Here is a 24,288-nt window from a genome sequence, read left to right as displayed (position 1 = left end):
GGAACATCTAGGACGTGACTGTTCCCAGCGTGGAGATCGCCGAAGTCCCCGCCGTGCTGCCCGACGGCGCCGTCCTGCTGGACGTGCGCGAGCAGGACGAGTGGGACGCGGGCCATGCGCCCGGCGCGCTGCACATCCCGATGAGCGAGATCGCCGGCCGTCTCGGCGAGGTTCCGAACGACGTGCAGCTCTACGTCGTGTGCCGCGCCGGTGGCCGCTCCGCCCGCGTGACCCAGTACCTCAACGCCAACGGCTGGGAGGCCGTCAACGTCGAGGGCGGCATGCAGCACTGGGACGCCGCCGGCCGGCCGCTCGAGGGCGGCACCGACGGCATGGCGCCCGAGGTCATCTGACCGTGCAGCCGCTGCAGCCGATGCGCGTGGACTGGGTGGCGACGCCGCCACCCGGCGCGTACCCGCAGCCCCGGTCCCGGACGCAGCGGCTCTCCTACGGCGGCCCGCCGAACTACCCGGTCCCGCCGCGCTGGGGCTTCCCGCTGCTGGCGTGGCGCTGGCCGACGGCGGTGCCCGGCACCGTGGAACAGGCCGACTCCGTCGACGGCGTGCGCCGCCTGGGCAAGACCGCGCAGAACTCGCTGTGGCTGCTCGGCTTCGTGGCCGTGTGGGGCGCGCTGTCCGAGATCTGGCGCTACGTGCTGGTGGCGATGAGCCGCTACGGCGCCCTGTCGTCCGGCGTGGTCGACACGTCGGACGCGATGGTGGTGTCGTCCTCGGCGGTCACCATCACGGGCTGCGTCCTGTCACTGGTGCTGGTGCTCCTGTGGGTGCGCCGCGCCCGCAACGTGGCCGCCACCCTCGTCGGTTACGGCCCGTCCCGCTCCGACGGCGAGGCCCTGGTCGGCCTGGTCGTCCCCGGCGTGAACCTGGTCGTGCCCGGCTCGGTGCTGGCAGAGCTCGAACACGCGGTGGCCCGCAGACCGGCCGGCGAACGACCGCGCCCGTCGAAGCTCCTGCGCTGGTGGTGGGGCCTGTGGGCAGGCTCAGCGCTGCTGTTCGTGATCCAGGTCCTGTGGTCGTTCCGCGACAGCACCCAGGCCCTGGCCGATGGCGTGCTGCTGCACGCGTTCAGCGACCTGGTGCTGGCCGCCGTGGCCGTGACGACGGCACTGGTGGTCCGCCGCATCACCACGCTGCTGCTGCCGGTGGACGCCGCCTCGGTGCGGCTCCTGCGCGTGGTCGAGGTGAAGGACGCCCCGGAACCGCCGCTGCGCGCGGTCCGCGCTTCCGGCTCGCCGCGGTAGCTCTTTGGTGTGAAAGATCCTGAGATTCTCACTTCGAGGATTTCCATCGTGATCATCGAGGCATGCGCAAGCGCCACCCGCCCTTCCGTCGCCGCAAGCTGGCCAAGAAGCTGCGGAAGCTGCGCCTGCGCGCCCGGATGAGCATCCAGGAGGCGGCGAAGGCGCTGGACAAGGACGTCCAGGCCCTCTACCGGATCGAAGCGGGCGAGACCCGCGTCGACGTGCACTTCGGCCGTTCGGTGATGGACGTCTACGACGCCTATGACCCGGACCTGCTGGACGAGATCCGCGAGGCGGCCAAGCGCGGGTGGTGGACCACCTACGGGATCAAGGACCAGGGATACCTAGACGTCGAGACCGAAGCCGCGACAGTTCGCGAGTTCGCGTTGGCGCTGATTCCCGGCTTGCTGCAGACCAAGGACTACATGCGCGCGGTGTTCGCCTCGCACGGGCTCGTCGACAACATCGAGAACCAGATCGAAGTGCGGCGGATTCGGCAGCAACGGTTGACGAGCGACGATGACCCGCTGTTCCTGCACGTGATCATCGACGAGTACGCGCTGCGGCGACTGGTCGGCAGCCCCGAAATCATGCGCGGCCAGCTCCGCCACCTCGTCGATCTGGCCGCGCTTCCCACGGTGACGCTCCAGGTCATCACCTCCGCGTTGCACGTCGGCATGATGGGCACGTTCATCGTTCTGGGGTTTCCGGATCCCGATGATCCAGAGGTCTTCTACCTGGAACACGTCACCGGAGGTTCCATCCACATCGAGGATCCCGAACAGGTCCGTGCCGCTAACCTGGCCTTCGGCCGACTGGCAGCGGAGGCGCTCAGCCCCGACGAGTCGGTCGCCTTGATCGAGCGGATCCTCGCCGAGTGAAAGCGGTGTCCACTGTGGACTTCTCCGGGGCGGAGTGGCGGAAGAGCAGCCGAAGCGGTGGCGGCAACAACGGCAGCTGCGTCGAAATCGCGTACGCGGGCCGAGCCGTCGGCGTCCGCGACTCCAAGAACCCCGGCGCCGGCATCCTCGTGTTCTCGGCTGTTCAGTGGGCGTTCTTCCTGAGGGGCTTCCGGGCCTGACCCGCGAGTGCCAGGTTGGGGGCATGCGGACACTCATCGGGGCTCTGGTGATCGCGATGCTCGCACCGGGCGTTGCCCAGGCGCACCAGAAGACCTTCGACCTCCAGGCGCACCGCGGCGGCATCGGCCTGACGGTCGAGAGCACGCTCAAGGCGTTCGGCAAGGCGCTCGAGCTCGGTGTCACGACGCTGGAGCTCGACATCCAGATCACGAGGGACGGCCGTGAGGTCATCACCCACGACCGCAGGACGAACCCGGCGAAGTGCCTCGACACGAAGCCCGCGTTCCCCGGTGACCCGGAGTTCCCCTACACCGGCAAGTACGTGAAGGACCTGACGTTCGCGCAGGTCCGCACGCTCGACTGCGGCAGCACGCGGTGGTCGCAGTACCCGGACCAGGAGCTGTCGCCGGGCGCCCGCATGCCCACGCTGGCCGAGCTGTTCGACCTGGCCCGCAGGCACCGGGCGTGGGGGATCCGCTTCAACATCGAGACCAAGGTCGAGGCCGCCGCGCCGCAGGAGACCGCGCCGCGCGAGCAGTTCGTGCAGCGGGCGGTCCGGGAGATCCGGCGGTCGGGCTTCATGGACAACGTGACGGTCCAGTCGTTCGACTGGGGGACGTTGATGCGCCTGCGGCAGGTCGAGCCGCGCATCCCGCTGGTGGCGTTGACCCAGCCGGAGATGCTGCGGCCCGGTTCGCCGTGGACCGGCGGTCTCGAACTGGCCGACTTCGGTGGCAGTGTTGCGAAAGCCGTGAAGTCCTTCGGCGCCAAGGCGTTGTCCCCGGTGCACGGCAACCCGCAGGGCGGCAGGGTCGGCGACCCGGACTACGTGCCGTTCACGACGAAGGCGCTGGTCCAGGACGCGCACCGCAACGGCGTCAAGGTGGTCCCGTGGACCGTCAACGACCCGGCGACCATGAGCAAGCTCATCGACGACGGGGTGGACGGGATCATCACCGACTACCCGGACCGCCTCAGGACCGTCCTGAAGGAACGCGGGTTCACGGTCCCGAAGCGGTACCCGGCCCGCTAGTCGGTGCTGAGCGGCAGCGAGTGCAGGCCGCGGATCACGAACTCCGCGCGGCGGCTCGGCTCCTCGGCCAGCACGGCGCCGGGGAGCTTGCGGTGCAACGACGACAGCGCCGCCTCCACCTCGATGCGGGCCAGCGGCGCGCCCAGGCAGTAGTGGATGCCCATGCCGAAGCCGAGGTGCTGGTTCTTCTCGCGGCCGACGTCGAGCGTGTCCGGGTTCTCGAAGACCAGTGGGTCGCGGGCGGCGGCGCCGAGCAGGGCGGCGATCTTCTCGCCCGGCTCGATGACGTGACCGGCGATCTCGACTCGTTCGGTGGCGGTGCGTTCGAAGAGCTGCAACGGCGAGTCGTAGCGGATGAGCTCCTCCACGGCCGTGGGCATCAGTTCGGGGGAGAGGCGTTCCCACTGCGAACGGTGCTGCATCAGGGCGTAGACGCCGTTGCCGATCACGTTGACCGTGGCCTCGTGGCCGGCCATCAGCAGGAGGACGGCGGTGGCGACCAGTTCGTCCTCTGTGAGTCTGGCGCCGTCTGTGTCCGTCACCGCGACGAGGTCGGAGACGAGGTCCGTGCCGGGGGAGACGCGGCGCAGCGCGACCAGTTCGCGCAGGTAGGCGACGAACTCGGTGGCGGCGCGTTCGGCCGCTGCCTGCTGGTCGGCGGGCAGGCCGTACTCGTACATCTTCACGATGGCGTTCGACCACGGCTGCAGCAGGTGGCGGTCCTCGCCGGGAACGCCCAGCAGCTCGGCGATCACCTCGACCGGCAGCGGGGCCGCGACGTGGGCGAGCAGGTCGGACTGGCCCTTGTCCTTGATCTCCGCGACGAGGTCGTCCACGAGGCGGTCGGCCAGGTCTGCTACCCACGGGCGCAGGCGTTCGACGTGGCCGCGGCCGAACGCGGCGGCGACCAGGCGGCGCAGGCGGGTGTGGGTGGGCGGCTCGTTCTCCAGCAGCGAGTTGCGGTGCAGGAGGTTGAACGCCATGAACTGCTCGACCGGCTTCACGTCCGACCAGATCCGGCCCAGCGACCGGTGCCGCAGGACGGCGGAGCAGGCCGCGTGCGACACGGCCACGGCGACGCCCATCTGCTCGTGGTGATGCACCTCACCGGCTTCGCGCAGTGCGGCGAAGGCCGGGTACGGGTCGGCGATGAACGCGGGATCGCGCTGGTCGAACGTCACAAGGCGGGACGGTAAGTCGCGATCCGCGTTTCGTCCACGTGAATTTGATTGATGACTCAAATTGTTGTGCGCCAACTATCGTTTGCTGTTGTGCAGCTGCCTTCCGTCGTCGCGCACCGTGGCGCGTCCACCGACCGTCCCGAGCACACCATCGGTGCCTACGAACTCGCGCTGAAGGAAGGTGCGGACGGGCTTGAGTGCGACATCCGCCTGTCGCGCGATAGCGAGCTCGTGTGTGTGCACGACCGCACGCTCACCCGCACATCGAACGGCCGTGGCACGGTCAGCGCGCTCACGCTCGAAGAACTGCGGAAGCACGACTACGGCAGCTGGCACCGCCACGGTCAGCCGGCCGAGCTGCTGGTGCTCGACGACCTGCTGGAGCTGGTCAAGGGCACGGACGTGGAGCTCTTCGTCGAGACCAAGCATCCCGTCCGGTACCGCAACGACGTGGAACGCAAGCTGGTCGAGGCGCTGAAGAGGCACGACCTGTCGGACCAGATCGTCATGATGTCGTTCTCGCCGACGGCCGTGAAGGCGTTCCGGGACCAGGCGCCGGACGTCCGCACGGTGCTGCTGCTCGACCGCCTCGGCCGGCACCGCGGCGGGGCGTTGCCGTCGTTCGCCGACTACACCGGGCCCGGCGTGCACGCGCTGCGCAACGACCCCGGATACGTCGATCGGGCGCGGCGTGCCGGCCACGAGACGTACGTGTGGACGGTGGACAGCGCCGAGGACGTCGCGCTGTGCCGTGACCTGGGGGTCCGCTACCTCGCGACGAACGCCCCGGCGAACACCCGCCGCCTGCTGACGGCTAACTTGGCGACCTGACAAGCCTGAACACGAGGAGGGGCCGAGGTGGCCAAGCGGACCGCGGTCAAGGACGCACCGAAGGACGGGATCAACCCGAAGCAGCCCTGCCCGTGCGGCTCCGGCAAGCGCTACAAGGCCTGCCACGGCGCTCCCGGCGGGGCGACCGACGTGATCGTGTCCCGTCCGTTCGAGGGGCTGGCCGCCGAGTGCGAGCTGATCGCGCTGCGCGAGTTCGTGCCCTCGGCGGTCGCGAAGCTGCCGGTCAAGGACGGTCGCGAGGTCACGCTCGCCACCGTGCTGCCGATGGCCGCCGCCGGACTGATCCGCGGCGACGACGTGCCGTTCGTGGGTCTGCAGGTGCAGACGCGCTCCGGCGACATCAGCCGCGACCTGGCGCGGGCGCTGCAGTGGGCGCAGCAGGCCGAGACCGGTGACGTGCTCCCGGTCGTCGGCCCTGACAACGGCCAGGACCTCGTCCGCCTGCAGGACCTGCTCGACCCCGAGGCAGAGATCGTGCCCGTGCTGCACACCGACTTCGTGTGGTGGATGCCGGAGGGCACCGAGCCCACGGGTGACGTGGCGTTGTCGCTGGAGCGGGCGAACGCCGCGATCCTGCCGACCGAGCGCCTCGATGCCCCCGGCGTGAAGGCCGCCTACTGGGTCGACGCGGGCGACAAGGCGCACCTGCGCTGGGTCCGCCCGGAGCCAGAGGAGAAGCTGCTGCCCGCGATGGCACGCCTGGCTGCCCGCGGTGAGCTGGACCTGGGCGAGGGCTCGCGCTACGCCGGGTCGTTCCGCGCGCACGGCCTGCTGGTGCCGGTGTGGGACCTCGACCGCGAGATGCACGCCCGCGAGTGGGCCGACCCGGCCGAGGCGCTGGGCAAGCGCCTGCTGGAGGCCCTGGCCTCGGACGAGCCGCTGAGCGACGCCGAACGCCGCGCCCGCGACGGTCTGCGCGGCCGCCAGATCACGCTGCGATGACTCTGGGGACGACTCTGTCCACAGGGTTGTCCACAAGGAGCTGTGGATAAGTGCTGCTGCACATCATCTCGACGGCCGGCTGGGCTGACGCCCGGTCGGCCGGTTCCATCCTGCCCGCCGCGGGCGAGGAGTTCGTGCACTGCTCCGATCGGGGCGTCGTGCACGTGACGGCAGGCAGGTTCTTCCACGGGCAGAGCGGGCTGCTGCTGCTCGTGATCGACCCGAAGCTGCTCGGCGTGCCGGTGCGGTGGGAGGCGGTGGCCGACTCGCCGCTGTGGTTCCCGCACGTCTACGGCCCGATCCCCGCCAAGGCGGTCGTCGAGGTCCACGACTTCCCGTGCCTTCCGGACGGTTCGTTCGTTCTGCCGGAAGCCGTTGCCGTTCTGTGATCCAGTGGGGCAACCGTCGCGCGCACTGAAGCGTGACATCCCCGAAGCCGGTGGGGGCTTCGGGGAGGGGGCGTGCCGTGACGGCGGTGCTGCAGTTGGAATGGGCCGCCGGGCAGGGCGGAGGAAGAGCGGAAGCCGTGGGGGACTTCGCTGAGTTCGTTCGCATGTCCATGCCCGGTCTGCTGCGGTACGGGCACGCGCTGACCGGCAACCCGCACGACGCGGCCGACCTGGTCCAGTCGGTGCTGGAGAAGGTCGGCTCCCGGTGGATCGCCGTGCAGCGCAAGGGTGACGACCCCCTCGCGTACGTCCGCAGGGCCATGGCCAACACGCACATCAGCATCTGGCGCCGCCGTCGCCGCGAGAACCTCGTGGCGGACCTCCCCGACAGGGGCGTCGTGGCACCCGAGCTGAGCAGGCTCGACAACGAACCTCTCTGGCAGGCACTGCGCGAACTGCCGCCGCGGCAGCGCGCGGTGATCGTGCTGCGCTACTACGAGAACCTCTCCGAGGCCGAGATCGCGCAGTCGCTCGGAATCTCGTGCGGCACGGTCAAGAGCCAGGCGAGCAAGGCGATGGCGAGTCTTCGGACACGCCTGGGAAAGGACTGACCGGTGGACGACATCGACGACGAGCTGCGCAGGCTCTTCAGCGACGATCGGCTGGACGTCCACGTCACGCCGGACGCCACCGACTCCGTGGTCCGCGGTGCCGACCGGCGCCGGCGGCGTCGCGCCGCCGCGACCGGCACGTTCGCCGTGGTGGCCCTGATCGGCGCCGGGCTGGGGCTGACCCAGCTCCGCGCGCTGGACGACCCCACGGGCGGATCGCTGCTGCCGACCTCCTCGTCCACGGCCACGACGACCACGCCTCCGCCGTTGGTCAGCACGTACACCCAGACGGTGATCGTGACGGTCGACCCTCCGCCCGGCTCGCAGGACGACATCGAGAACGGCTCCGTCCCGCCGAAGTCGAACACGCCGTCCACGGCGACGTCCCCGAGCAAGGAGAGCGCGCCGGGCGTCTTCGGCAAGCTCGCGCTCGGGATGTCCGAGGAGGACGCGCTGAAGACGGGATCGCTGACAACTCCCGGCGCGGACACCGGTCAGGGGTGCAAGCCGTACGCCACGGTGTCGAACCCCGATCCCGCGGCCGTCCTCGTCTCCGCGGCCAAGGGGATCGTGCGGATCAAGCTCCCGGACACCGCGAAGACGTCGAAGGGCATCGGTGCGGGGTCGAAGGTCACCGACCTGAAATCCGCCTACCCGTCCGCCGCGGTGAACGGTTCCGAACTCGTCGTGCAGATGACCGCGACGCCGAAATGGGCTTACGTCTTCGAGAACGACGGCTCGACGGTGACCGCGGTGCGAATGCGTCTGGCCGACAACGACTGTCCGGGCGCCTGAACAACCGGTCTTGCTGAAGTCCCGCCGTCCTCGGGGTGCGGCGGGGCTTCAGCGCGCTGCGAATTCGATTGTCCGGTGTGACTTCTCCGTTACTGCGAACATGGCAACCGCCACACCGGGACGGCGTCTTCATCAGCGAGTCCACAACTGGGGGGAAATGAAATGAAGAACTCGATCAGAATCGCTTTCCTGGCCGCTCTCGTCGCCGGGATGGCCGCCTGCACCTCCGCGCCCGCTCCTCAGCGGAACGCCGCGCCCGTGACGACGACCTCCGCGGACGTGCCCGCGCCGGCGCCGTCGACCTCGGTCGCGACCGAGGTCGTGACGGCGACCGTGACGTCGACCGTGACCAACCCGCCCAAGGCCGCCACCAGGGTCGACCCGGTCGACACCCGCCTCGGCTACGGCCCGCTCAAGCTGGGCATGACGCTCGACGAGGTCAAGGCCACCGGATGGGTCGACCCGAACCTCGGCGAGCCGGACGCGGGCGGCTGCTGGTGGAACTCCCAGGTCCTCATCTCGAAGAAGTACGGTCTGGTCCGGATCACTCTCCCGGTGCAGGCGAAGACGTCGGCAGGAATCGGCGCCGGCTCGACTTTCGCCGACGTGAAGAGGGCCTACCCCGACGCCAAGGAATACCGCGACGGATTTTCGGCGAAGGTTGCCGAGAAAGTCCACTACTCGTTCATCGGTCCCGCCGGCAACGAACGCTTCGCGGATGCGGACAAGGTGGTCAGGATCAAGATCGCGTCGTCCGAACTCGACTGCGCGCTCGCGTATCTCTGAAAATTCTCCGGCGGCCGTGTCGAGAACGCCGTTCCGGCTCCGTCCCCGCGGTGAAGGACGACCATGATGGGTCGGACCAGCACCGAGGGAGACACCAGAGATGGCCAAGTACCTGCTGCTCAAGCACTACCGCGGCGCCCCGGCGGCGGTGAACGACGTGCCGATGGACCAGTGGTCCCAGGACGAGATCACCGCCCACATCAAGTACATGAACGACTTCGCGGACCGGCTCAGGGACCGCGGCGAGTTCGTCGACGAGCGGGCGCTCGCCCAGGAGGGCACGTGGGTCCGGTACGACGGTGAGGGCAGGCCGCCGGTCACCGACGGGCCGTTCGCGGAGACGAAGGACCTCATCGCCGGCTGGATGATCATCGACGTCGACAGCTACGAGCGTGCGCTCGAACTGGCGGGGGAGCTGTCGGCGGCGCCGGGCAAGGACGGGAAGCCGATCCACGAGTGGCTCGAGCTCCGTCCGTTCTACGGTCACGCGCCGACGATCACCGAATGATCGACGAGGCGCTGCTCAGGAGCCTCACGCCGGGGGTGATCGGCATCCTCGTCCGCCGCGGGGCAGGTTTCGCGGCGGCCGAGGACGCCGTGCAGGACGCCTTGGTCGAGGCGGTGCGCGTGTGGCCGGAGGACCCGCCGCGGGACCCGAAGGGCTGGCTGGTCACCGCGGCGTGGCGCAAGTTCCTCGACGCGACGAGGGCGGACGCGGCGCGCCGGCGGCGTGAGGACCTGATCGACGCCGAACCGGAGCCGGAACCCGCGCAGGCCGCGGACGACACGCTGCAGCTCTACTTCCTGTGCGCACACCCCTCTCTGACGCCGTCGTCCGCCGTCGCGCTCACGTTGCGAGCGGTCGGCGGGCTGACCACCCGGCAGATCGCCCGGGCCTACCTGGTGCCGGAGGCGACGATGGCCCAGCGCATCAGCCGGGCCAAGAAGACCGTCGGCGACGTGCGGTTCGACCAGCCCGGCGACGTCGCGACGGTGCTGCGCGTGCTCTACCTGGTCTTCAACGAGGGCTACTCCGGCGACGTCGACCTCGCCGCCGAGGCCATCAGGCTCACCCGGCAGCTCGCGGCCGCGATCGACCACCCCGAGGTGGCGGGTCTGCTCGCGCTCATGCTGCTGCACCACGCCCGGCGCGCCTCCCGGACGACGAGCGACGGCAAGCTCGTGCCGCTGGCCGAGCAGGACCGGGGGAAGTGGGACACGGCGCTGATCGCCGAGGGCGTCGAGGTCCTCCAGGCGGCGCTCGCGCGGGACCGGCTGGGCGAGTTCCAGGCCCAGGCGGCCATCGCGGCCCTGCACGCGGACGCGCCCAGGGCCGAGGAGACGGACTGGGTGCAGATCGTCGAGTGGTACGACGAGCTCCTGAAGGTGACCGACAGCCCCGTCGTCCGGCTCAACCGCGCGGTGGCCGTGGGGGAGGCCGACGGGCCGCGTGCCGGGTTGAAAGCATTGGCGGAACTCGACGAGAAATTACCCCGCTACTCGGCGGTGGCGGCATATCTGCACGAGCGGGGCGGTGACCGGCAAACGGCAGCGCGGCTCTACGCCGAGGCTTCCCGCAAAGCGGCGAACCTCGCCGAGCGGGAATACCTGACCCGTCAGGCGGCACGGCTCAACAACTGAAAAGCCCCGCCACCCGGGAGGTGTGGCGGGGCCGGAAATCAGGCACTCGGCCGTGCGGGGGAAAAAATCAGAGCGTGCCACCGGCGGCGGTCGGAGCGCTGGAGTCCGCGCCTTCGTCGCCCACGGTTTCACGGGTGAGGAACGTCTCCACGTAGAACATGTTGCCGTCCGCGCGGTCCATGACGGTGAGCAGCGTCTTCATCGAGGAGACCTCCTCGACCTGCTCCTTGAGGAACCACTGCAGGAACTGCTCGCCGATGTAGTCGCCCTCCTCGCGGGCGGCCTTCGCCAGCGCCACGATCTGGTCGGTGACCTGCCGCTCCTGGCGCAGCGCCAGGTCGACGAGGTCGCGCGGGGACTTGAAGTCGTTGAGCGGGGCCTCGACGCCGGGAATGGTGACGGCGATGTCGTTGTCCATCAGGAACTTCACGATCATCATCGCGTGGTTGCGCTCTTCGAGCGACTGCTTGTAGAAGTGTGATGCGAGTCGCGGGAGGTCCTCGTTGTCGAACCACACGGCGAGCGCGATGTACTGCTGAGAAGCGGAGAGCTCGTTGCCGATCTGGGTCTGCAGGAGTTCGTGGAACCGCGACCTGGTGCCGGACAGGATCTTCTTCACGTTCGAGGCCATGAGGAGTACGGTAGCCCAATGCGGTGGTTTTCGCATTCAAGGAAAAGCTAACCTTTGTTTGGAAAGGTGATCCAAACAAAGGTTAGGCGTTCCTAAGGATCACACCAATGGCGCGCGGTCGATCGGGCAGGACATGCACCGGGGGCCGCCGCGACCGGAGCCCAGCTCCGATCCGGCGATGCGCAGCACCTCGACACCCGCGTCCTCGAGGCGTTCGTTCGTCTCGACGTTGCGCTCGTAGGCGACGACGAGACCGGGGCCGACCGCCAGCGTGTTGTTGCCGTCGTCCCACTGCTCGCGCTCGGCGGTGATGACGTCGAGGCCGGTGTCGATCACGCGCAGCCGTTCGATGCCCATCGCCTCGGCCGCCGCCTCCAGGAACGGCACGGGGCCGTCCACGCGCACCCCGCCGTCGCCGTCGGCGCGCAACGGGTAGGCGGTGAGCGAGTCGCTGATCGCCGGGTACATCACCACGGCGTCGCGGTCGACCATCGTGCAGACGGTGTCGAGGTGCATCGTGGCGCGTTCCTGCGCGATCGGCACCGCCAGCACCGTGTGCGCGAGACCGTCCGCGAGAGCCGAGCGCGCGAACGACTCCGCGCCCGCCGGGGTGGTGCGCTCGCCGACGCCGATGGCGATCACGCCCGGCGCGAGCAGCAGCACGTCACCGCCCTCCAACGGCGCCGAGTGCGCGCCGTACGCGCGCCCGGTGCGGCGGAACCGCGGGTGGTAGGCGTAGATCAGGTCGGTCAGCGTCGTCTCGCGGTCGCGGGCGGGCAGCGCGAGCGACGTGATGGCCACGCGGTCGCCGACCCAGACCGACGAGTCGCGCGTGAAGAGCAGGTTCGGCAGCGGGTCGACGGCGAAGTCGATCGGCAGGTGCATCTTGCGCACCAGGGACGCGCCCTCGGCGGCCGGCAGCTCCTCGAACGTCATGCCGGTCATCAGCACCTGCGCGAGCTGCGGGGCCGGCAGCGAGGTGAGGTGGCTGCGCAGCGCGTCGGCCAGGTCGATGCCGAGACGGCGCTCGTTGACGGCGCTGTGGATGCCCGCGATGCGCGCGCGGTTGTCCTCCAGCGCCTGCACCAGGACGTCCGCCAGCAGCAGGACCTCGACACCGCGGGAGGTCAGCGTCGCGGCGAACGCGTCGTGCTCCTCCTGGGCGCGGCCGACCCACGGGACGCCGTCGAAGAGCAGCTGGTCGTTGTTGCGCGGGGTGAGCCTCTTGAGCTCGTTGCCCGGCCGGTGCAGCAGCACCGTGCGCAGCGGTCCGACCTCGCTGTCCACGCGGGGCGCGGCGTCCGGGCGTGCTTCGGTCTCGGCGATCGTGTGCGCGGTCACCGATCGAGCGTAACTCTGAACAGCACAAATCGCCGCTTCGGAGCGACAAAACGCAACGAATGGTGCAGTGCTTCGTGTTCTACGGTTGAATCATTAAGGCAACCAGCTCACTTTGCCTCGCAACATTGTGTAGCCGACGAACGCGACCACGTCGAGGATCGTGTGAGCGATCACCAACGGCCACAACCGCCTGGTGCGCTGCCAGTAGAAGCCGAAGACCAGTCCCATGACCAGGTTGCCGACGAACCCGCCGAAGCCCTGGTAGAGGTGGTACGACCCGCGCAGCACGGCGGCCGCGAAGAGGGCCGTGTACTGCCGCCACCCCAGCTGCCGCAGCCGCGTGATCAGGTACCCGACGACGAGCACCTCCTCCGCCCACGCGTTGCCGGCGGCGGCGAGGACCAGCGCGACGCTCATCCACCACTGGTCGTCCAGGGTGGAGGGCTGCACGGCGAGGTTCAACCCGAGCGCCCACGCGGCGAAGTAGAACGCGAGACCGGGGATGCCGATGACCGCGGCCAGTCCGAGCGCGCCGAGCGAGTCCGCGAGCTTGCGGGTGCCGTCGAGCCCGATGACGCGCAGCTTGATCCCGGTGCGCCACAGCAGGTACAGGCCGATGCCGCCCCACGCGGCGAGCTGCAGCACGCTGAGCAGCTGCGCCACGAGGTCCAGCAGGTCGGCGCGCGCCTGCGGGACGTTGATCGCGACGGACTGCTGGTTCAGCGGGGTCGGCTGCAGCAGGCTGTCGACCAGCCGCACGAGGCTGCGCAGGCCGGACAGCCCGAGCGTCATGCTGAAGACGATCAGCAGTTCGAGCTGGTAACCGCGCTTCTCGGCGTCGGGGACCACCGCGGGTTCGATCACCTGCGTGACGCTACCGGCAGTCCGGGGTCACCTCTGGGACAGGAACGGGCAGCCCATCAGCCGGCGGAGCTCGGCGGCGAGCTCCTGGGGCGTGCCGACCGGCTTGGAGAACGCGATCCGCACGTCGTGGTCGTCGCACTCGGCCTCGACCCGCAGCCGCAGCCCGAACCGGTCGAGCCCGAGCGGCCGCACGCGCCCCTTCCGCAGCTCCTCCGGCAGGTGGCGGGCGAGCTGGCCGACGACGTCGCGGTGCGCCATCTCCAGGTGCCGCAGCCAGTGGTCCTCGTTGCGGCAGAACGGGTCCGGCGTCGCGCTCGCGAACTGCTCCGTCCTGATCGACGACGTGCCCTCGGCGTCCGCGATCACCATCGACGCGGGCCTGAGCCGCAGCACCGAGGCGCCGTGGCCGGCGTCGAGCAGCCGGTGGTCGGGCCGCACGTCGGCGACGGCGAGGATCTCGTCGCGCGCCTCCTTGCCCTCCAGAGCCGAGACCCAGCCCGTCAGCCACAGCAGGCCGCGGACGGGTTCGCGCAACGGCACCGGCGCCTGGTCGGCGATCTCCAGCATCGCCGTCACCTCGGTGCGCGGCGTCTGCCACAGCTGCCCGACCAGCGGGTGCTCGTCGGCGAGCAGCAGGACCGTGGTGCCGCACGGGTGCACGTGGTGGAACAACGGGCTGGTGCGGTTGCCCGCCTGAGGAAGCAGCGCGGCCTGGCCGCCGCGAGCCGCGATGGTGCGTGCGCGCTCTGCGGCGTGCGGCGCCGGCGGGCGCCTGGTCTGGGTGTCGGTCACCGCTGCACCTCCTCGAAGGTTAGGCAAGGCTAACTTAGCTGTGCGACCTGGGGAAGCGTCAGCCTGTGGATCTCACTACCCGCTTCACGCGAAGAGGTGTAAGACGGACAGGTGGTCGTGCCCAGCAAGCCGTCCACCGAGGTGACGGCGCTCGACGATCGGTGGACCCGGCACTGCGCCGACCGGGCCAGCCGTCGTGCCCTGGTGTGGACGGTGCTCGCCGGCGCGGCCTTCCTGCTCCAGTTCGTGCTGGTGCTCGTGTGGTCGTGGTCGTCACCGGTGGCGTTGGTCCTGTTGTTCTTCGCCGCGGCCGTCCTGTGGACGGTGACGCGGCGGCGACCGGTGCGACTGCCGGAGGGGGAGCCGTGGATTTTCGCGCAGGCGGAGTGGAAGGGCGGCAGGCTCGTCGTCCTGAGCCGGCCGCCGTTGCTGCTGACGCTGCGCGTGGGCCCGCTGCTGCGGAGCAGGATCGCGCGGCACCGCCGGGTCTGGTTCGTCCGGCCGGACGCCGAGGGCAACACCGTCGTGACTTTCCGCGGTGTTCCCCGACTGATTCCCGCCCGCGTGTTTCGTTGATCAGGTAGTGGGTAATGCCTGTGGACGTGCACGTGACCACGGCGTGGAGTGACACCTGCCTCGCGCGGGCGGACCGTCGCGCCGTCGGCCACATCTTCTTCGCCCTCGTGGTGCTCGGCATCGTGCTGTGGATCGACTGGATCTGGCTCACCGTGCTGTCCGTGCCGGTGGTGCTCGAACTGGCCGTGCCGGGGCTGCGGCACTTCTTCACGCGCCGCGGCACGGTGGCGCTCGTCGAGCGGTTCCCGTGGCGCCCGGTGTCGGTGAGCTTCGTGCCGGGCAGGCGGATCGGGCGTCAGGCGCACCTGCGGGTCGCCGACTCGGAGAAGGACCTGCGGCTGCCCGAGCTGCCGGAACGGGCGCGCGTGCTCGTCCGGCACACCGGGCGGATCTGGATCGCGGGGCCGGACGAGCGGGGGCGCGTGGTGGCGATGACGCGAGGACTCGCGTTCCTCACGCGCGGACGGGTCATCGACCGCTGAGCCACGCCCTGTGGTGCTTCTCGGGCGCGTCCGTGAACGAGACGTGCCGCGGCCGCCAGCCGAGCAGCCGGTGGGCCTTCGCGCTGGACACGAGCTCGTCCTGGTCCGCGGCCACCTGCATGATCCCGCCCGCCTCCGCGGTCTCCAGCCGGATCTCCCCGGTGAAGCCCGCCGCGCGCACGGCGGCCCGTTGCACCTCCAGCGCGGTCATGCGCTGGTCGTCCGCGATCACGAACACCTCCGACGCCGGTGCGCGGTCGAGGACGCGGACGTAGGCGTCGGCGAGGTCGTCCACGTGCACCCAGCTCCAGCGCTTGGTGGTGTCGCCGTAGAACACCGGCGCGCCTTGTTCGGCCGCGGCGAACCACTGCGCGGTCATGGACGTGGTGGCCGGACCGCCGTAGATGAATCCGGGACGCACGACCGTGTGCGCCAGACCGCTCGCGGCCAGTTCGCCCTCCAGGGCGAAGCGGAACCCGATCGGGCTCTCCGGGTTGCCCGGCGTGTTCTCGTCCATCAGCGCCACGCCGGTGCGCCCGTAGGAGGAGATGCCGGTCGTGTAGACGAGGTGGCGTCGTCGTCCGTCCCTTTTCCCGGCTTCGGCGATCTCGGCGAACAGCGTGCGGTCGGTGCCCGCCGGGTCGTCGCGGTCCATGAGCAGGTGCACGACGGCGTCGGTGCCGTCGAGGTGGTCGCGCCAGGTGTCCGGCTTCGCGAGGTCGCCCCGCACCGGCGTGACCTCGTCGACGACCAGGCCGTGGGCGGCCGTGGTGTCGCGGGTGAGGCCGAGGACGGTGTGCCCGGCGCGGGCGAGGGCGGAGGAGACGCGGCGGCCGGCGTAGCCGGTGGCGCCGGTGACGAGGATCTGCATTTCCGGTGGCTCCGTGGTCAGCTGGTGAAGAAGCGGGTCAGCACGTCGGCGGTGGCGTGCGGGTTGTCCGCGGCGTACGTGTGGGCGGCGTCGGGGATGGTTTCGGCGCGGACGTCGGTGGCGGCTTCGCGGGCACCGTTGAGCAGCACGTCCGCCGGAAGGCCGTACTCGCCGTGCAGCACGAGCACCGGCACCTCGACCTTGGCGCCGGCGCGCGCGTTGCGGCCGTCCTCCAGCACCGTGGCGTAGTGCTCGAACCCGCCGCGCATCCCGCCGGGCCGGGTGAGGGTGCGCAGCAGCTCGGCGTGGTCGTCGTCGGTGATGCCGCCGCGGATCATCTGCGGGTAGAACCAGGACAGGTACTGCTCCTCGCGGCCCTCGACGAGCGACGCCGCGAACTCGCTCTCGGCGTGGAAACCGAAGTGCCACAGGCGGGACAGGTGCTCCTCCAGGCCGAAGCCCGGCAGGAAGCACTCGCTGAGCACCAGCCGGGCGACGTCCCGCGGGTACCGCTGGGCCCAGGCGTGCACGGTCATCGTGCCGACGTCGGTGCCGAGCACGAACGCGGTCTCGTGCCCGAGGTGGCGCAGCAGCGCGTGCAGGTCGCCGGCCTCGTCCTGCTTGGTCCAGTGCCCGTCGGGGATCGACGAGTCGCCGGAGCCGCGCAGGTCGGGTGCGACGACCCGGAAGCCTTGCGCGGCCAGCAGCGGCAGCAGTGCGCGGAACTCGATCCAGCTGAACGGCCAGCCGTGCACCAGCACGACCAGTGGCCCTTCGCCACCGATCACGTAGTGCAGCTCGACGCCGTTGACCTCGGCATACGCGTGCTCGAACCCCTCCGGCGCGGGTGCTGGAGACGTCATGCGATCACTCCTTAGCTTGCTTGCCTAAGCAAGAAACTCTGCCACCACAACTACAGGCGATTGCTTGGTTAGGCAAGTAAAATGGGGACGTGACCGCACTCACCCCGTTGTCCTCCGATGAAGTCCAGCTCTGGCAAAGCCTCGGGCGGCTGGTGCACGCGCTGCCTCGCGCGCTGGAGGACGACATGTCCCGCACCGGCGTGACGATGACCGAGTTCGCCGTGCTGCTGCTGTTGAGCGAGGCACCCGGCCGCCGGCTGCGGATGTCCGCGCTCGCCGCGCGGGCGGGCCTCACCGCGTCCCGGATCACCAGGGTCGTCGACGGACTGGGCAAGCACGGTCTCGTGCAGAAGGAGCGCCACGACGAGGACGCGCGCGGCAACGACGCGATCCTGACCGACGAGGGGCTGCGGGTGATGCGCGCGGCCCAGCCGGCTCACCTGGCCAGTGCGCGCGAGCGGGTGCTCGACAAGATCCCGCCCGAGCTGCTGCCGGAGCTGGCGAAGACCATCACGGCACTCGCCGACGCGTTGGCCTAACGGCCTGTCGGGATGCCCTCGGACTCGGCCCACTGCGTGAGGTCGTCCTTGCGCAGCGCCGCCGCCAGCAGTTCGGGGAACTTGTCGGGTGTGCAGGCGAACGCGGGCGCGCCCAGCGCGTGGAGCTTCGCGGCCAGCTCGTGGTCGTAGGCGGGCGTGCCGGAGTCGCTGAGCGCCAGCAGGTTCACGACCGTGACGCCGCTCGCGACCAGTTCGCGGACCCGGCGTTGCAGCTCCGACTCCGAGCCGCCCTCGTACAGGTCGCTGATGATCACGACGACGGTGTCGGTGGGCCTGCGGACCTGGGACTGCGCGTAGGCGACCGCGCGGTTGATGTCCGTGCCGCCGCCGAGCTGGGCGCTGAACAGCAGGTCCACCGGGTCGCTGAGCTGGTCGGTCAGGTCCGCGACCTCGGTGTCGAAGACGACGAGCTTGGTCGAGATCGAGCGGATCGACGCGAGGGCCGACCCGAGGACCGCCGCGTGCACCAGCGAGTCGGCCATCGAGCCGGACTGGTCGACGAGCAGGATCACGTCCCGCATCGCCGCCGTCCTGCTGCGCCTGCGGTGGCCGATCAGGTCCTCGACGATCACGGTCTTGTGCCGCGGCTGGTAGTTCTTGAGGTTCGCCTTGATCGTGGTCGCCCAGTCGACGTCCTGCAGCTGCGGCCGGTGCGTGCGCTTCGAACGGTCGACGGCGCCGCGGACTGCCTCGACGAGCCTGTCGGTCAGGCGCCTCTCGATGTCCTCGACGACCTTGCGCACCACGGCTTTCGCGGTGTCGCGCGTGCGGGCGGGGATGGCGCGGGAGAGCTGCAGCAGGGTGCTGACGAGGTTCACGTCCGGCTCGACGGCCTGCAGCAGCTCGGGTTCGAGCAGCAGCTGCTTGAGGCCGAGCTTCTCGACCGCGTCCCGTTGCATCACCTGCACGACGGACGTGGGGAAGTACTTGCGGACGTCGCCGAGCCACCGGTGCAGCTGCGGCGAGCTGGCGCCGAGACCGGCACCGCGGTCACCACCGCCGCCGTAGAGGCCCGTGAGCGCGGCATCGCGCCGTTGGTCGTCCTCGCCGAGTTCGGACACGTCTTCCGCGCTCGGTCCCAGCAGCAGACGCCAGCGCCTGAGCCGCTCTTCTGTCATTTCAGGGCCGCTGCCACTTCTTCGGCCGCACGCACGACGTGAGGGCCGACGATGTCCGCGTCGAGTTTCTCCAGAGCCACGACACCCACGGACGCCCGCAGGCCGGGGACGCCGCGCACAGGTGCCGCGACGCCGTACGCGTTGGGCTGCAGCTCACCGGCGGAGGCGACCCAGGGTTCGCCGGGATGCGAGATGGCCTTGCCGGCCGCTCCGCGGTGCACCGGGTGGCGGGAACCCACCCGGTACGCCACGTGGAAAGCCGTCCACGACGGTTCGACGACGGCGACGGCCTGGGCCTCGCCGCCGTCCGCGACGGTCAGGTGCGCGGTGGCGCCGACCTTCTCCGCGAGCTCGCGCAGAGCAGGGTTGGCCGCCATCCGCAGCTGGGGGAGGACGTTGGAGGCGAGCCGCAGCACGCCCAGGCCGAGCCGGACCTTCGAGCCCTCCCTGCGCACGAGACCGCGCGCCTGGAGGGGGACGAGGAGCCGGTAGACGGCGGCCCTGGACGCGCCGATGGCCGTGGCGAGCTCCGAGATCGACGGCGCCTCGGACTCCGCCTCAGCGACAGCCTGGAGGAGCGCCAGACCCCGTTCCAGGGTCAGCGAGCTCTCCTTCGTCGCTCCGACCATCACGCACTCCGAATCGTGCCCACCACCTCGGCGAGCCCCACCACGGATCCGCCCTCGCCGGGAGCGGTCGCGGTCAGCCTGACCGTGTCGCCGTCTTCCAGGAAGGACCTCGTGGAGCCGTCGTCGAGCTTGAACGGTTCCTTGCCGCCCCAGCTGATCTCCAGGAACGAGCCGCGCTCGTCCTTCTCCGGTCCGGAGACCGTGCCGGAGGCGAACAGATCACCTGGGCGCACCGTAGCCCCGTTCACCGTCATGTGGGCGAGCTGTTGCACAAAAGACCACGACATCTCCCGGAACGGGGGCCGCGAGACGATCGTGTCGTTCAGCTCGACCGTGATGGTGATGTCCAGGCCCCACGGCTGGTCGCACGTCAGGTAGTCGTGCAGCTTGTTCGGCAGCGGCGGGGTCGGGACGCGTGCGACCGAGAACGCCTCCAGCGGCGTGATCCACGCGCCGATCGACGTGGCGAACGACTTGGCCAGGAACGGGCCGAGCGGCTGGTACTCCCAGGCCTGGATGTCGCGCGCCGACCAGTCGTTGACCAGCGCGACGCCGAAGACGTGCTCGGCGGCCCTGCTGGTGGAGACGTTCGCGGCCTTCGGCCCGCCGCAGACGAAGCCGACCTCCGCCTCGATGTCGAGCCGCTCCGAGGGACCGAACTTCGGGCCGTCGCTGCCGCGCTTCTGGCCGTTCGGGCGCTTGATGTCGGTGCCCGAGACGTACACGGTGCCCGCACGGCCGTGGTAGCCGATCGGGAGGTGCGTCCAGTTCGGCGTGAGCGCGTCGCCGTCGGGGCGGAACATCCGGCCGACGTTCTCGGCGTGGTGCCTGCTCGAGTAGAAGTCCACGTAGTCGCCGACGGTGAACGGCAGCTTCGCGGTCTCGATCCCGACGAGCTCGGCGCCCCTGGGGGCGGAGCTCGCCGAGACGATGTCCCGCAGCTTGGCCCGCAGCACGCTCCAGATCGGCCTGCCCGCCTCGAGCAGCGGGTCGAGCGAGTCGCCCTGGACGTACTCGCTGCACTTGCCCAGGGCGAGGCTCTTCAGGAGCAGAGCCTGGTCGCCGACGCGGACCGCGACGCCCCCGTCGACGACGCCGTAGGGCAGGGTCTGCGGTCCGAACGGCTGGTCCTCGGTGAAGTTCGGGTCGCTGATCCAGCTCACAGCAGTCCAAGCTCCTCGAGGTCGGCGATCGGTTCGGAGAGCGAGCACGAGCCGTAGCTCGCGAACACGCCGCGGACGGCGTGCGCGGCCTGGTCGCTGAGCGCCTTGGCCTCGGCGGTGAGCGCCTCGGCGTCGGTGCTCGCCAGCGCCTCGCGGACGTCGCGGCCGCTCAGGCTGCGCGCCGTGGCGACGAGCAGGTTCAGGAAGCCGTGGTGGGTGAAGCCCTGCTCGTCGGTGTAGCGGACGGCCTTGTGCAGACCGGCGGTCGCCTTGAACGCGACGCCGCCGCCGCTGACGACGGCGAGGAAGTCGGCGACCTCCTCGACGCTCGGGAAGTTCTCGGTGCTCAGGCCCCCGCAGCGGAGCTTGGGCCAGCTGCCGTGCTCGATCACCCTGCGGACGCCGTCGAGCCACTCGGCCCCGCCGCGGCGGGGCTCCACGACTCGGATGACGTCCTCGGGCACGAACTCCGACACGCGTTCGAGCCACACCTCGTCCACATCGGACGGTGCGGGCATCTCGACCATGCGCAGGGCGAGGAGCTCACTGCGGCTCTCGACGATGGACACGGCCTTCGGCACGCCGCCGAGGCCCGTGTCGATCACGAGGGAGAGTGCGATCGGTTTCGGTGGCTTGACCTTGATGAGTTCGGTGATCAGTTCGGCTAGACGGGAGGCGGGACACAGGAAGAGACCCATGACGCCGGACCACTCGCCGACTCGTCCGTCGAGGTGACCGCGCACCGCGTCGGGCATCGACGCGTTCCCCGGAGGGAACAGCGCGGCATCGTCCACAAGCCTCGCGAGCAGGGGCGGAGTACCGCGCGGACCGGGCGCACGGAGTTCGACAGCGCTTGACACGGCTGACACGCTAGCCGTGTACCGCCAACTGAACAAAGATGTCCGATAGTCGAACGCTTCCGGAGACGTCATGGCCTACTACCGCCAGGTCGGGGAGATCCCCCGAAAGCGCCACACCCAGTTCCGCAAACCGGACGGTGGGCTCTACGCGGAGGAGCTCATGGGAGTCGAGGGGTTCTCGGCGGACTCGGCCCTGCTCTACCACCGGTACCTGCCGACCGCGATCGTCAACGCGGAGACGGTGAAGGACGAGCGCGGCGGTGTCGCGCCGAACCTGCCGCTGAAGCCGCGGGCGTTCAAGACGCAGGACCTGACCTGGGCTTCCGACGAGGTCGACGCGGTGACCGGGCGCCGTCGGATGTTCCACAACCCCGACGTGACCATTGCTTTCGTCGTCGCTTCCGCGCCTTCGCCGTTGTACCGCAACGCTTTCGGTGACGAGCTGCTGTACGTGCAGGCCGGCTCCGGGGTCATCGAGACGATCTACGGCGCGTTGACCGTGGGCGACGGCGACTACGTCGTGATCCCGACCTCGTGCACGTACCGGGTGGTGCCGTCGTCGCCGATGTCGTTGCTGGTGCTGGAGGCGACCGGGCACATCGGGCCGCCGAAGCGGTACCTGTCGAAGGCCGGCCAGTTCCTGGAGCACTCGCCGTACTGCGAGCGCGACATCCGCGGCCCTTCCGAGCCGTTGCTCGTCGAGGGGACCGACGTCGACGTGCTGGTGCGGCACCGCGCGGGCCTCACTCGTTTCACCTACGCGAACCACCCGTTCGACGTCGTCGGCTGGGACGGGCACCTGTACCCGTGGGCGTTCAACATCCGCGACTTCGAACCGATCACCGGCCGCGTGCACCAGCCGCCGCCCGTGCACCAGACGTTCGAGGGCCCGAACTTCGTCGTGTGCTCGTTCTGCCCGCGCAAGGTCGACTACCACCCGTTGGCCGTGCCGGTGCCGTACAACCACGCGAACGTCGACTCGGACGAGCTGATGTTCTACGTCGGCGGCAACTACGAGGCGCGCAAGGGCTCGGGCATCGGTGTCGGTTCGATGTCGCTGCACCCGTCCGGCTGCACGCACGGCCCGCAGCCGGGAGCCGTCGAGGCGTCCCTGGGCGTGGACTACTTCGACGAGACCGCGGTCATGGTCGACACCTTCCGCCCGCTGGAGCTGGGCGAGGCGGCGGAGGCCTGTGAGGACCCGGCGTACGCGTGGACGTGGGCCCGTCGCGGTCCGGCCTGATTTCCTGTCGGGGGTCCTCGCTACTTTGGTCCCGTGAGGACACGAGCCGTTCCGACGCGCTGGCAGGGCCTGGGCAAGGCCCTGCCGGTGTTGTGGGGCCTCTACACGGGCTCCGGCTCCGCGCCGTACCGGGTGTGCGTCGACCTGGTCGCGGGCTCGGCCAAGTGCACGTGCCCGTCCCGCAAGTTCCCCTGCAAGCACGCCGTGAGCCTGCAGGAGCTCGACATCCCGGACGGCCTCCCGCCCGACTGGGTGGAGGAGTGGACGACGCGCAGGGCCGCCCGTGAGCTCGACTCCTCGCCAGAGGCCGTGGCGCGGCGGCTGCGCGCCCGCGAGAAGACGGCCGACCGCAGGGCCGCGGCGATGTCCTCGGGCATCGACGGCCTGCGCGACTGGCTCCTCGACGTGGCCTCCGCGGGCGTGGCCTCGCTGCCGGGCCGCCCCGCCTCGTGGTGGCAGGCCTTCAGCGCCCGGATGATCGACGCGCAGGTGCCCGGCGTGGCCGCGGCGGTGGCCGAGATCCAGGAGATCGTGGCCCGCTCGGGCCCGCGCTGGACCTCCGACGTGGCCGACCGCCTGGGCGGCCTGCACCTGCTGTGCTTCGTGCAGCCGCGCTCCCGCCTGGGCGTGACGGTCCCGGAGGAGACCGTCCGAGCCACGCCGGGCGTCCACGACCGCTGGGTGGCTCTGCTGCGCCTGGAGACCGACGACGGCCGCGTCAGAACCGTCCGCCAGTGGTGCTGGGGCCGCGCCTCGGCCCGCTGGGTGGTGGCCATCCGCCACTCGGCCGTGGGCGCCCCCGTACCGCTGCTGCCACACGGCCTGGAGTCCTCGGCCCTGGTCCACCCCTACCCGGCGTCCGATCGAGTCGCCCTGGGCGAGCTGGAGGGCTCGCGCGCCCCGGACCCGGTGCCCGCGCCCGAGTCGTGGCGCGCGTCGCTGGCCTCGCTGGAGCCGATGCTGGTGGCCGACCCGTGGCAACGCCTGTTCCCGCTCGGCTGCGCCTCCGTCCGGCTGCACGGCGGGTCGCTGGTGGACGCCTCCGGCCACGGCGTGGCGGTCCGTGACGACACGGGCCTGGACATGGCCCTGGCGCTCACCGGCGGCGCCCCTTTCGACGCGTGGGGGCTGTGGGACGGCCACGCCCTGCGGCTGGGAGCGATCGCGGTGGACGGCAGCCTGGAGGTGGTGGGATGAAGGCCACAGCGGGTGCCGCGCCGCACGCCTTCCGGGTGACTGCCGCACGGGCGCCGTTTCACGCTGGAGGTGGGTCGCGCCAGGTCCGCCGCGCCGGCCGCGAGGTGCTTCGAATCCGCCGAGTTGTTCCGAGCCTGTGGCGCCAGTCCCAGGTCGCGTCACCGTCGTGTTGCCTGCGGCTCGGAGGTAGCGCATGACCGCCATGCCGTCATCCACCTGCCAGGTGCCCGTCGAACCGGCGCCACTCCACACCGGTCGCAAGCCGCGCCGGCCCAACGCCGCCACCCCCGAGTCGCTCGAAGCCCGCCGCACCGGCCCTGGGGCGCGCCACCACTGCGCCACTCCCCAGACGCTCGAAGCTCGCCGCACCGGCCCTGAGCCGCATCACCACCGCGTCGCCCGCGCCTGGGAGGTGGTGGCGTGAAGGACGAGTGGTCCAAGACCGTCCAGGACCTCCTCATCGGCACCACCCGCGGCGGTGGCGACCCCACGGCACTGCTGGCCGACTGCGCCGCCCTGGGCGTG

The 24,288-nt window shown here is 70.5% G+C and carries 29 protein-coding genes; 18 read left to right on the top strand and 11 right to left on the bottom strand.

Translation table 11 applies throughout. From position 1 onward, the window contains the following. Positions 1-14 precede the first annotated feature (14 nt). From VM306_RS01975 to VM306_RS01955, 5 genes are all read left to right on the top strand, one after another. Complete coding sequence (locus VM306_RS01975) at positions 15-353, top strand: rhodanese-like domain-containing protein (RefSeq protein WP_325510455.1); 339 nt, start codon at positions 15-17, stop codon at positions 351-353. A gap of 2 nt (positions 354-355) precedes the next feature. Next, positions 356-1,261 (top strand): DUF4328 domain-containing protein, encoded by a 906-nt coding sequence (locus tag VM306_RS01970; protein ID WP_325510454.1) that lies wholly within the window; start codon positions 356-358, stop codon positions 1,259-1,261. A 62-nt stretch (positions 1,262-1,323) separates the two neighbouring features. Then, on the top strand, positions 1,324-2,142 hold the full coding sequence (locus VM306_RS01965; protein ID WP_325510453.1) for a helix-turn-helix transcriptional regulator: 819 nt from the start codon (positions 1,324-1,326) through the stop codon (positions 2,140-2,142). Then, positions 2,139-2,342: a DUF397 domain-containing protein gene (locus VM306_RS01960; RefSeq protein ID WP_414672312.1), complete on the top strand. Its 204-nt coding sequence runs from the start codon at positions 2,139-2,141 to the stop codon at positions 2,340-2,342. Before VM306_RS01965 ends, VM306_RS01960 begins: the two co-directional genes overlap by 4 nt. Positions 2,343-2,365: 23 nt before the next feature. Beyond that, the gene (locus VM306_RS01955) at positions 2,366-3,376 is read left to right on the top strand and encodes a glycerophosphodiester phosphodiesterase (protein WP_325510452.1); all 1,011 of its coding nucleotides are present in this window, start codon (positions 2,366-2,368) and stop codon (positions 3,374-3,376) included. On the opposite strand, the gene VM306_RS01950 is transcribed toward VM306_RS01955, so the two are convergent. Next, entirely contained in the window at positions 3,373-4,557 is a 1,185-nt protein-coding gene (locus tag VM306_RS01950) for a cytochrome P450 (protein WP_325510451.1), read from the bottom strand. The genes VM306_RS01955 and VM306_RS01950 overlap by 4 nt on opposite strands. A 90-nt stretch (positions 4,558-4,647) precedes the next feature. Here VM306_RS01950 and VM306_RS01945 point away from each other — a divergent pair, with 90 nt between their 5' ends. From VM306_RS01945 to VM306_RS01910, 8 genes are all read left to right on the top strand, one after another. Then, entirely contained in the window at positions 4,648-5,388 is a 741-nt protein-coding gene (locus VM306_RS01945; RefSeq protein WP_325510450.1) for a glycerophosphodiester phosphodiesterase family protein, read from the top strand. A 27-nt stretch (positions 5,389-5,415) separates the two neighbouring features. Continuing rightward, positions 5,416-6,351, top strand: coding sequence for a DUF5926 family protein (locus VM306_RS01940; protein WP_325510449.1), 936 nt, complete (start codon positions 5,416-5,418; stop codon positions 6,349-6,351). Positions 6,352-6,401: 50 nt separating this feature from the next. Further along, a complete protein-coding gene (locus tag VM306_RS01935) occupies positions 6,402-6,740 on the top strand; it encodes a DUF952 domain-containing protein (RefSeq protein WP_325510448.1) in 339 nt (112 codons plus the stop codon). Positions 6,741-6,904: 164 nt separating this feature from the next. Further along, positions 6,905-7,351 (top strand): SigE family RNA polymerase sigma factor, encoded by a 447-nt coding sequence (locus tag VM306_RS01930; RefSeq protein WP_414672314.1) that lies wholly within the window; start codon positions 6,905-6,907, stop codon positions 7,349-7,351. A gap of 3 nt (positions 7,352-7,354) precedes the next feature. After that, a complete protein-coding gene (locus VM306_RS01925) occupies positions 7,355-8,146 on the top strand; it encodes a hypothetical protein (protein ID WP_325510446.1) in 792 nt (263 codons plus the stop codon). Between the two features lie 162 nt (positions 8,147-8,308). After that, entirely contained in the window at positions 8,309-8,932 is a 624-nt protein-coding gene (locus tag VM306_RS01920; RefSeq protein ID WP_325510445.1) for a hypothetical protein, read from the top strand. Between the two features lie 100 nt (positions 8,933-9,032). After that, on the top strand, positions 9,033-9,440 hold the full coding sequence (locus VM306_RS01915) for a YciI family protein (protein WP_325510444.1): 408 nt from the start codon (positions 9,033-9,035) through the stop codon (positions 9,438-9,440). After that, positions 9,440-10,573, top strand: coding sequence for an RNA polymerase sigma factor (locus VM306_RS01910; RefSeq protein ID WP_325510480.1), 1,134 nt, complete (start codon positions 9,440-9,442; stop codon positions 10,571-10,573). Before VM306_RS01915 ends, VM306_RS01910 begins: the two co-directional genes overlap by 1 nt. Positions 10,574-10,640: 67 nt before the next feature. On the opposite strand, the gene VM306_RS01905 is transcribed toward VM306_RS01910, so the two are convergent. From VM306_RS01905 to VM306_RS01890, 4 genes are all read right to left on the bottom strand, one after another. Then, entirely contained in the window at positions 10,641-11,204 is a 564-nt protein-coding gene (locus VM306_RS01905) for a ferritin (protein ID WP_325510443.1), read from the bottom strand. Positions 11,205-11,303: 99 nt separating this feature from the next. Further along, positions 11,304-12,491, bottom strand: a complete 1,188-nt coding sequence (locus VM306_RS01900) for an arginine deiminase (protein ID WP_414672313.1) — start codon at positions 12,489-12,491, stop codon at positions 11,304-11,306. A gap of 147 nt (positions 12,492-12,638) precedes the next feature. Beyond that, on the bottom strand, positions 12,639-13,337 hold the full coding sequence (locus VM306_RS01895; protein ID WP_325510479.1) for a CPBP family intramembrane glutamic endopeptidase: 699 nt from the start codon (positions 13,335-13,337) through the stop codon (positions 12,639-12,641). 99 nt (positions 13,338-13,436) lie between these two features. After that, entirely contained in the window at positions 13,437-14,201 is a 765-nt protein-coding gene (locus VM306_RS01890) for a DUF2470 domain-containing protein (protein ID WP_325510441.1), read from the bottom strand. Between the two features lie 111 nt (positions 14,202-14,312). Here VM306_RS01890 and VM306_RS01885 point away from each other — a divergent pair, with 111 nt between their 5' ends. Together VM306_RS01885 and VM306_RS01880 are read left to right on the top strand one after the other, a co-directional pair. Continuing rightward, positions 14,313-14,777, top strand: coding sequence for a hypothetical protein (locus VM306_RS01885; RefSeq protein WP_325510440.1), 465 nt, complete (start codon positions 14,313-14,315; stop codon positions 14,775-14,777). Positions 14,778-14,791: 14 nt separating this feature from the next. Further along, complete coding sequence (locus tag VM306_RS01880) at positions 14,792-15,259, top strand: hypothetical protein (RefSeq protein ID WP_325510439.1); 468 nt, start codon at positions 14,792-14,794, stop codon at positions 15,257-15,259. Here the strand turns inward: VM306_RS01880 and VM306_RS01875 are convergent. Beyond that, positions 15,246-16,130: an NAD-dependent epimerase/dehydratase family protein gene (locus VM306_RS01875; protein ID WP_325510438.1), complete on the bottom strand. Its 885-nt coding sequence runs from the start codon at positions 16,128-16,130 to the stop codon at positions 15,246-15,248. The two genes, VM306_RS01880 and VM306_RS01875, sit on opposite strands and share 14 nt — an antisense overlap. A gap of 17 nt (positions 16,131-16,147) precedes the next feature. Beyond that, positions 16,148-16,993: an alpha/beta hydrolase gene (locus VM306_RS01870; protein WP_325510437.1), complete on the bottom strand. Its 846-nt coding sequence runs from the start codon at positions 16,991-16,993 to the stop codon at positions 16,148-16,150. Between the two features lie 89 nt (positions 16,994-17,082). On the opposite strand from VM306_RS01870, the gene VM306_RS01865 reads away from it, so the two are divergent. Further along, positions 17,083-17,532: a MarR family winged helix-turn-helix transcriptional regulator gene (locus VM306_RS01865; RefSeq protein ID WP_325510436.1), complete on the top strand. Its 450-nt coding sequence runs from the start codon at positions 17,083-17,085 to the stop codon at positions 17,530-17,532. Here VM306_RS01865 and VM306_RS01860 read toward each other — a convergent pair. The 4 genes from VM306_RS01860 to VM306_RS01845 are packed head-to-tail and all read right to left on the bottom strand — an operon-like array spanning position 17,529 to position 21,323. Beyond that, positions 17,529-18,671, bottom strand: coding sequence for a VWA domain-containing protein (locus VM306_RS01860; protein ID WP_325510435.1), 1,143 nt, complete (start codon positions 18,669-18,671; stop codon positions 17,529-17,531). The two genes, VM306_RS01865 and VM306_RS01860, sit on opposite strands and share 4 nt — an antisense overlap. Further along, on the bottom strand, positions 18,668-19,300 hold the full coding sequence (locus VM306_RS01855) for an IclR family transcriptional regulator (protein WP_325510434.1): 633 nt from the start codon (positions 19,298-19,300) through the stop codon (positions 18,668-18,670). The genes VM306_RS01860 and VM306_RS01855 overlap by 4 nt, the downstream gene beginning before the upstream one ends. Continuing rightward, positions 19,300-20,463 (bottom strand): fumarylacetoacetate hydrolase family protein, encoded by a 1,164-nt coding sequence (locus tag VM306_RS01850; protein ID WP_325510433.1) that lies wholly within the window; start codon positions 20,461-20,463, stop codon positions 19,300-19,302. Before VM306_RS01850 ends, VM306_RS01855 begins: the two co-directional genes overlap by 1 nt. Beyond that, the gene (locus tag VM306_RS01845; RefSeq protein ID WP_325510432.1) at positions 20,460-21,323 is read right to left on the bottom strand and encodes a hypothetical protein; all 864 of its coding nucleotides are present in this window, start codon (positions 21,321-21,323) and stop codon (positions 20,460-20,462) included. The genes VM306_RS01850 and VM306_RS01845 overlap by 4 nt, the downstream gene beginning before the upstream one ends. A 70-nt stretch (positions 21,324-21,393) precedes the next feature. Here VM306_RS01845 and VM306_RS01840 point away from each other — a divergent pair, with 70 nt between their 5' ends. Together VM306_RS01840 and VM306_RS01835 are read left to right on the top strand one after the other, a co-directional pair. Continuing rightward, entirely contained in the window at positions 21,394-22,566 is a 1,173-nt protein-coding gene (locus tag VM306_RS01840) for a homogentisate 1,2-dioxygenase (RefSeq protein ID WP_325510431.1), read from the top strand. 33 nt (positions 22,567-22,599) lie between these two features. Further along, positions 22,600-23,763: an SWIM zinc finger family protein gene (locus tag VM306_RS01835; RefSeq protein ID WP_325510430.1), complete on the top strand. Its 1,164-nt coding sequence runs from the start codon at positions 22,600-22,602 to the stop codon at positions 23,761-23,763. The last annotated feature ends 525 nt before the right edge of the window (positions 23,764-24,288 follow it).

It is taken from the genome of Lentzea sp. (genome assembly GCF_035525475.1).
In the GTDB taxonomy this organism is placed as follows: Bacteria; Actinomycetota; Actinomycetes; order Mycobacteriales; family Pseudonocardiaceae; genus Lentzea.
This window is presented reverse-complemented; position numbering and strand designations above follow the sequence as displayed.

Excerpts from the sequence above, each read along its gene's own strand:
- VM306_RS01955 (WP_325510452.1), top strand. The coding sequence starts at position 2,366 with ATGCGGACACTCATCGGGGCTCTGGTGATCGCGATGCTCGCACCGGGC.
- VM306_RS01840 (WP_325510431.1), top strand. The coding sequence starts at position 21,394 with ATGGCCTACTACCGCCAGGTCGGGGAGATCCCCCGAAAGCGCCACACC.
- VM306_RS01920 (WP_325510445.1), top strand. The coding sequence starts at position 8,309 with ATGAAGAACTCGATCAGAATCGCTTTCCTGGCCGCTCTCGTCGCCGGG.
- VM306_RS01855 (WP_325510434.1), bottom strand. The coding sequence starts at position 19,300 with ATGGTCGGAGCGACGAAGGAGAGCTCGCTGACCCTGGAACGGGGTCTG.
- VM306_RS01905 (WP_325510443.1), bottom strand. The coding sequence starts at position 11,204 with ATGGCCTCGAACGTGAAGAAGATCCTGTCCGGCACCAGGTCGCGGTTC.
- VM306_RS01965 (WP_325510453.1), top strand. The coding sequence starts at position 1,324 with ATGCGCAAGCGCCACCCGCCCTTCCGTCGCCGCAAGCTGGCCAAGAAG.
- VM306_RS01915 (WP_325510444.1), top strand. The coding sequence starts at position 9,033 with ATGGCCAAGTACCTGCTGCTCAAGCACTACCGCGGCGCCCCGGCGGCG.
- VM306_RS01880 (WP_325510439.1), top strand. The coding sequence starts at position 14,792 with ATGCCTGTGGACGTGCACGTGACCACGGCGTGGAGTGACACCTGCCTC.
- VM306_RS01860 (WP_325510435.1), bottom strand. The coding sequence starts at position 18,671 with ATGACAGAAGAGCGGCTCAGGCGCTGGCGTCTGCTGCTGGGACCGAGC.
- VM306_RS01895 (WP_325510479.1), bottom strand. The coding sequence starts at position 13,337 with ATGACGCTCGGGCTGTCCGGCCTGCGCAGCCTCGTGCGGCTGGTCGAC.
- VM306_RS01870 (WP_325510437.1), bottom strand. The coding sequence starts at position 16,993 with ATGACGTCTCCAGCACCCGCGCCGGAGGGGTTCGAGCACGCGTATGCC.
- VM306_RS01930 (WP_414672314.1), top strand. The coding sequence starts at position 6,905 with ATGTCCATGCCCGGTCTGCTGCGGTACGGGCACGCGCTGACCGGCAAC.
- VM306_RS01875 (WP_325510438.1), bottom strand. The coding sequence starts at position 16,130 with ATGCAGATCCTCGTCACCGGCGCCACCGGCTACGCCGGCCGCCGCGTC.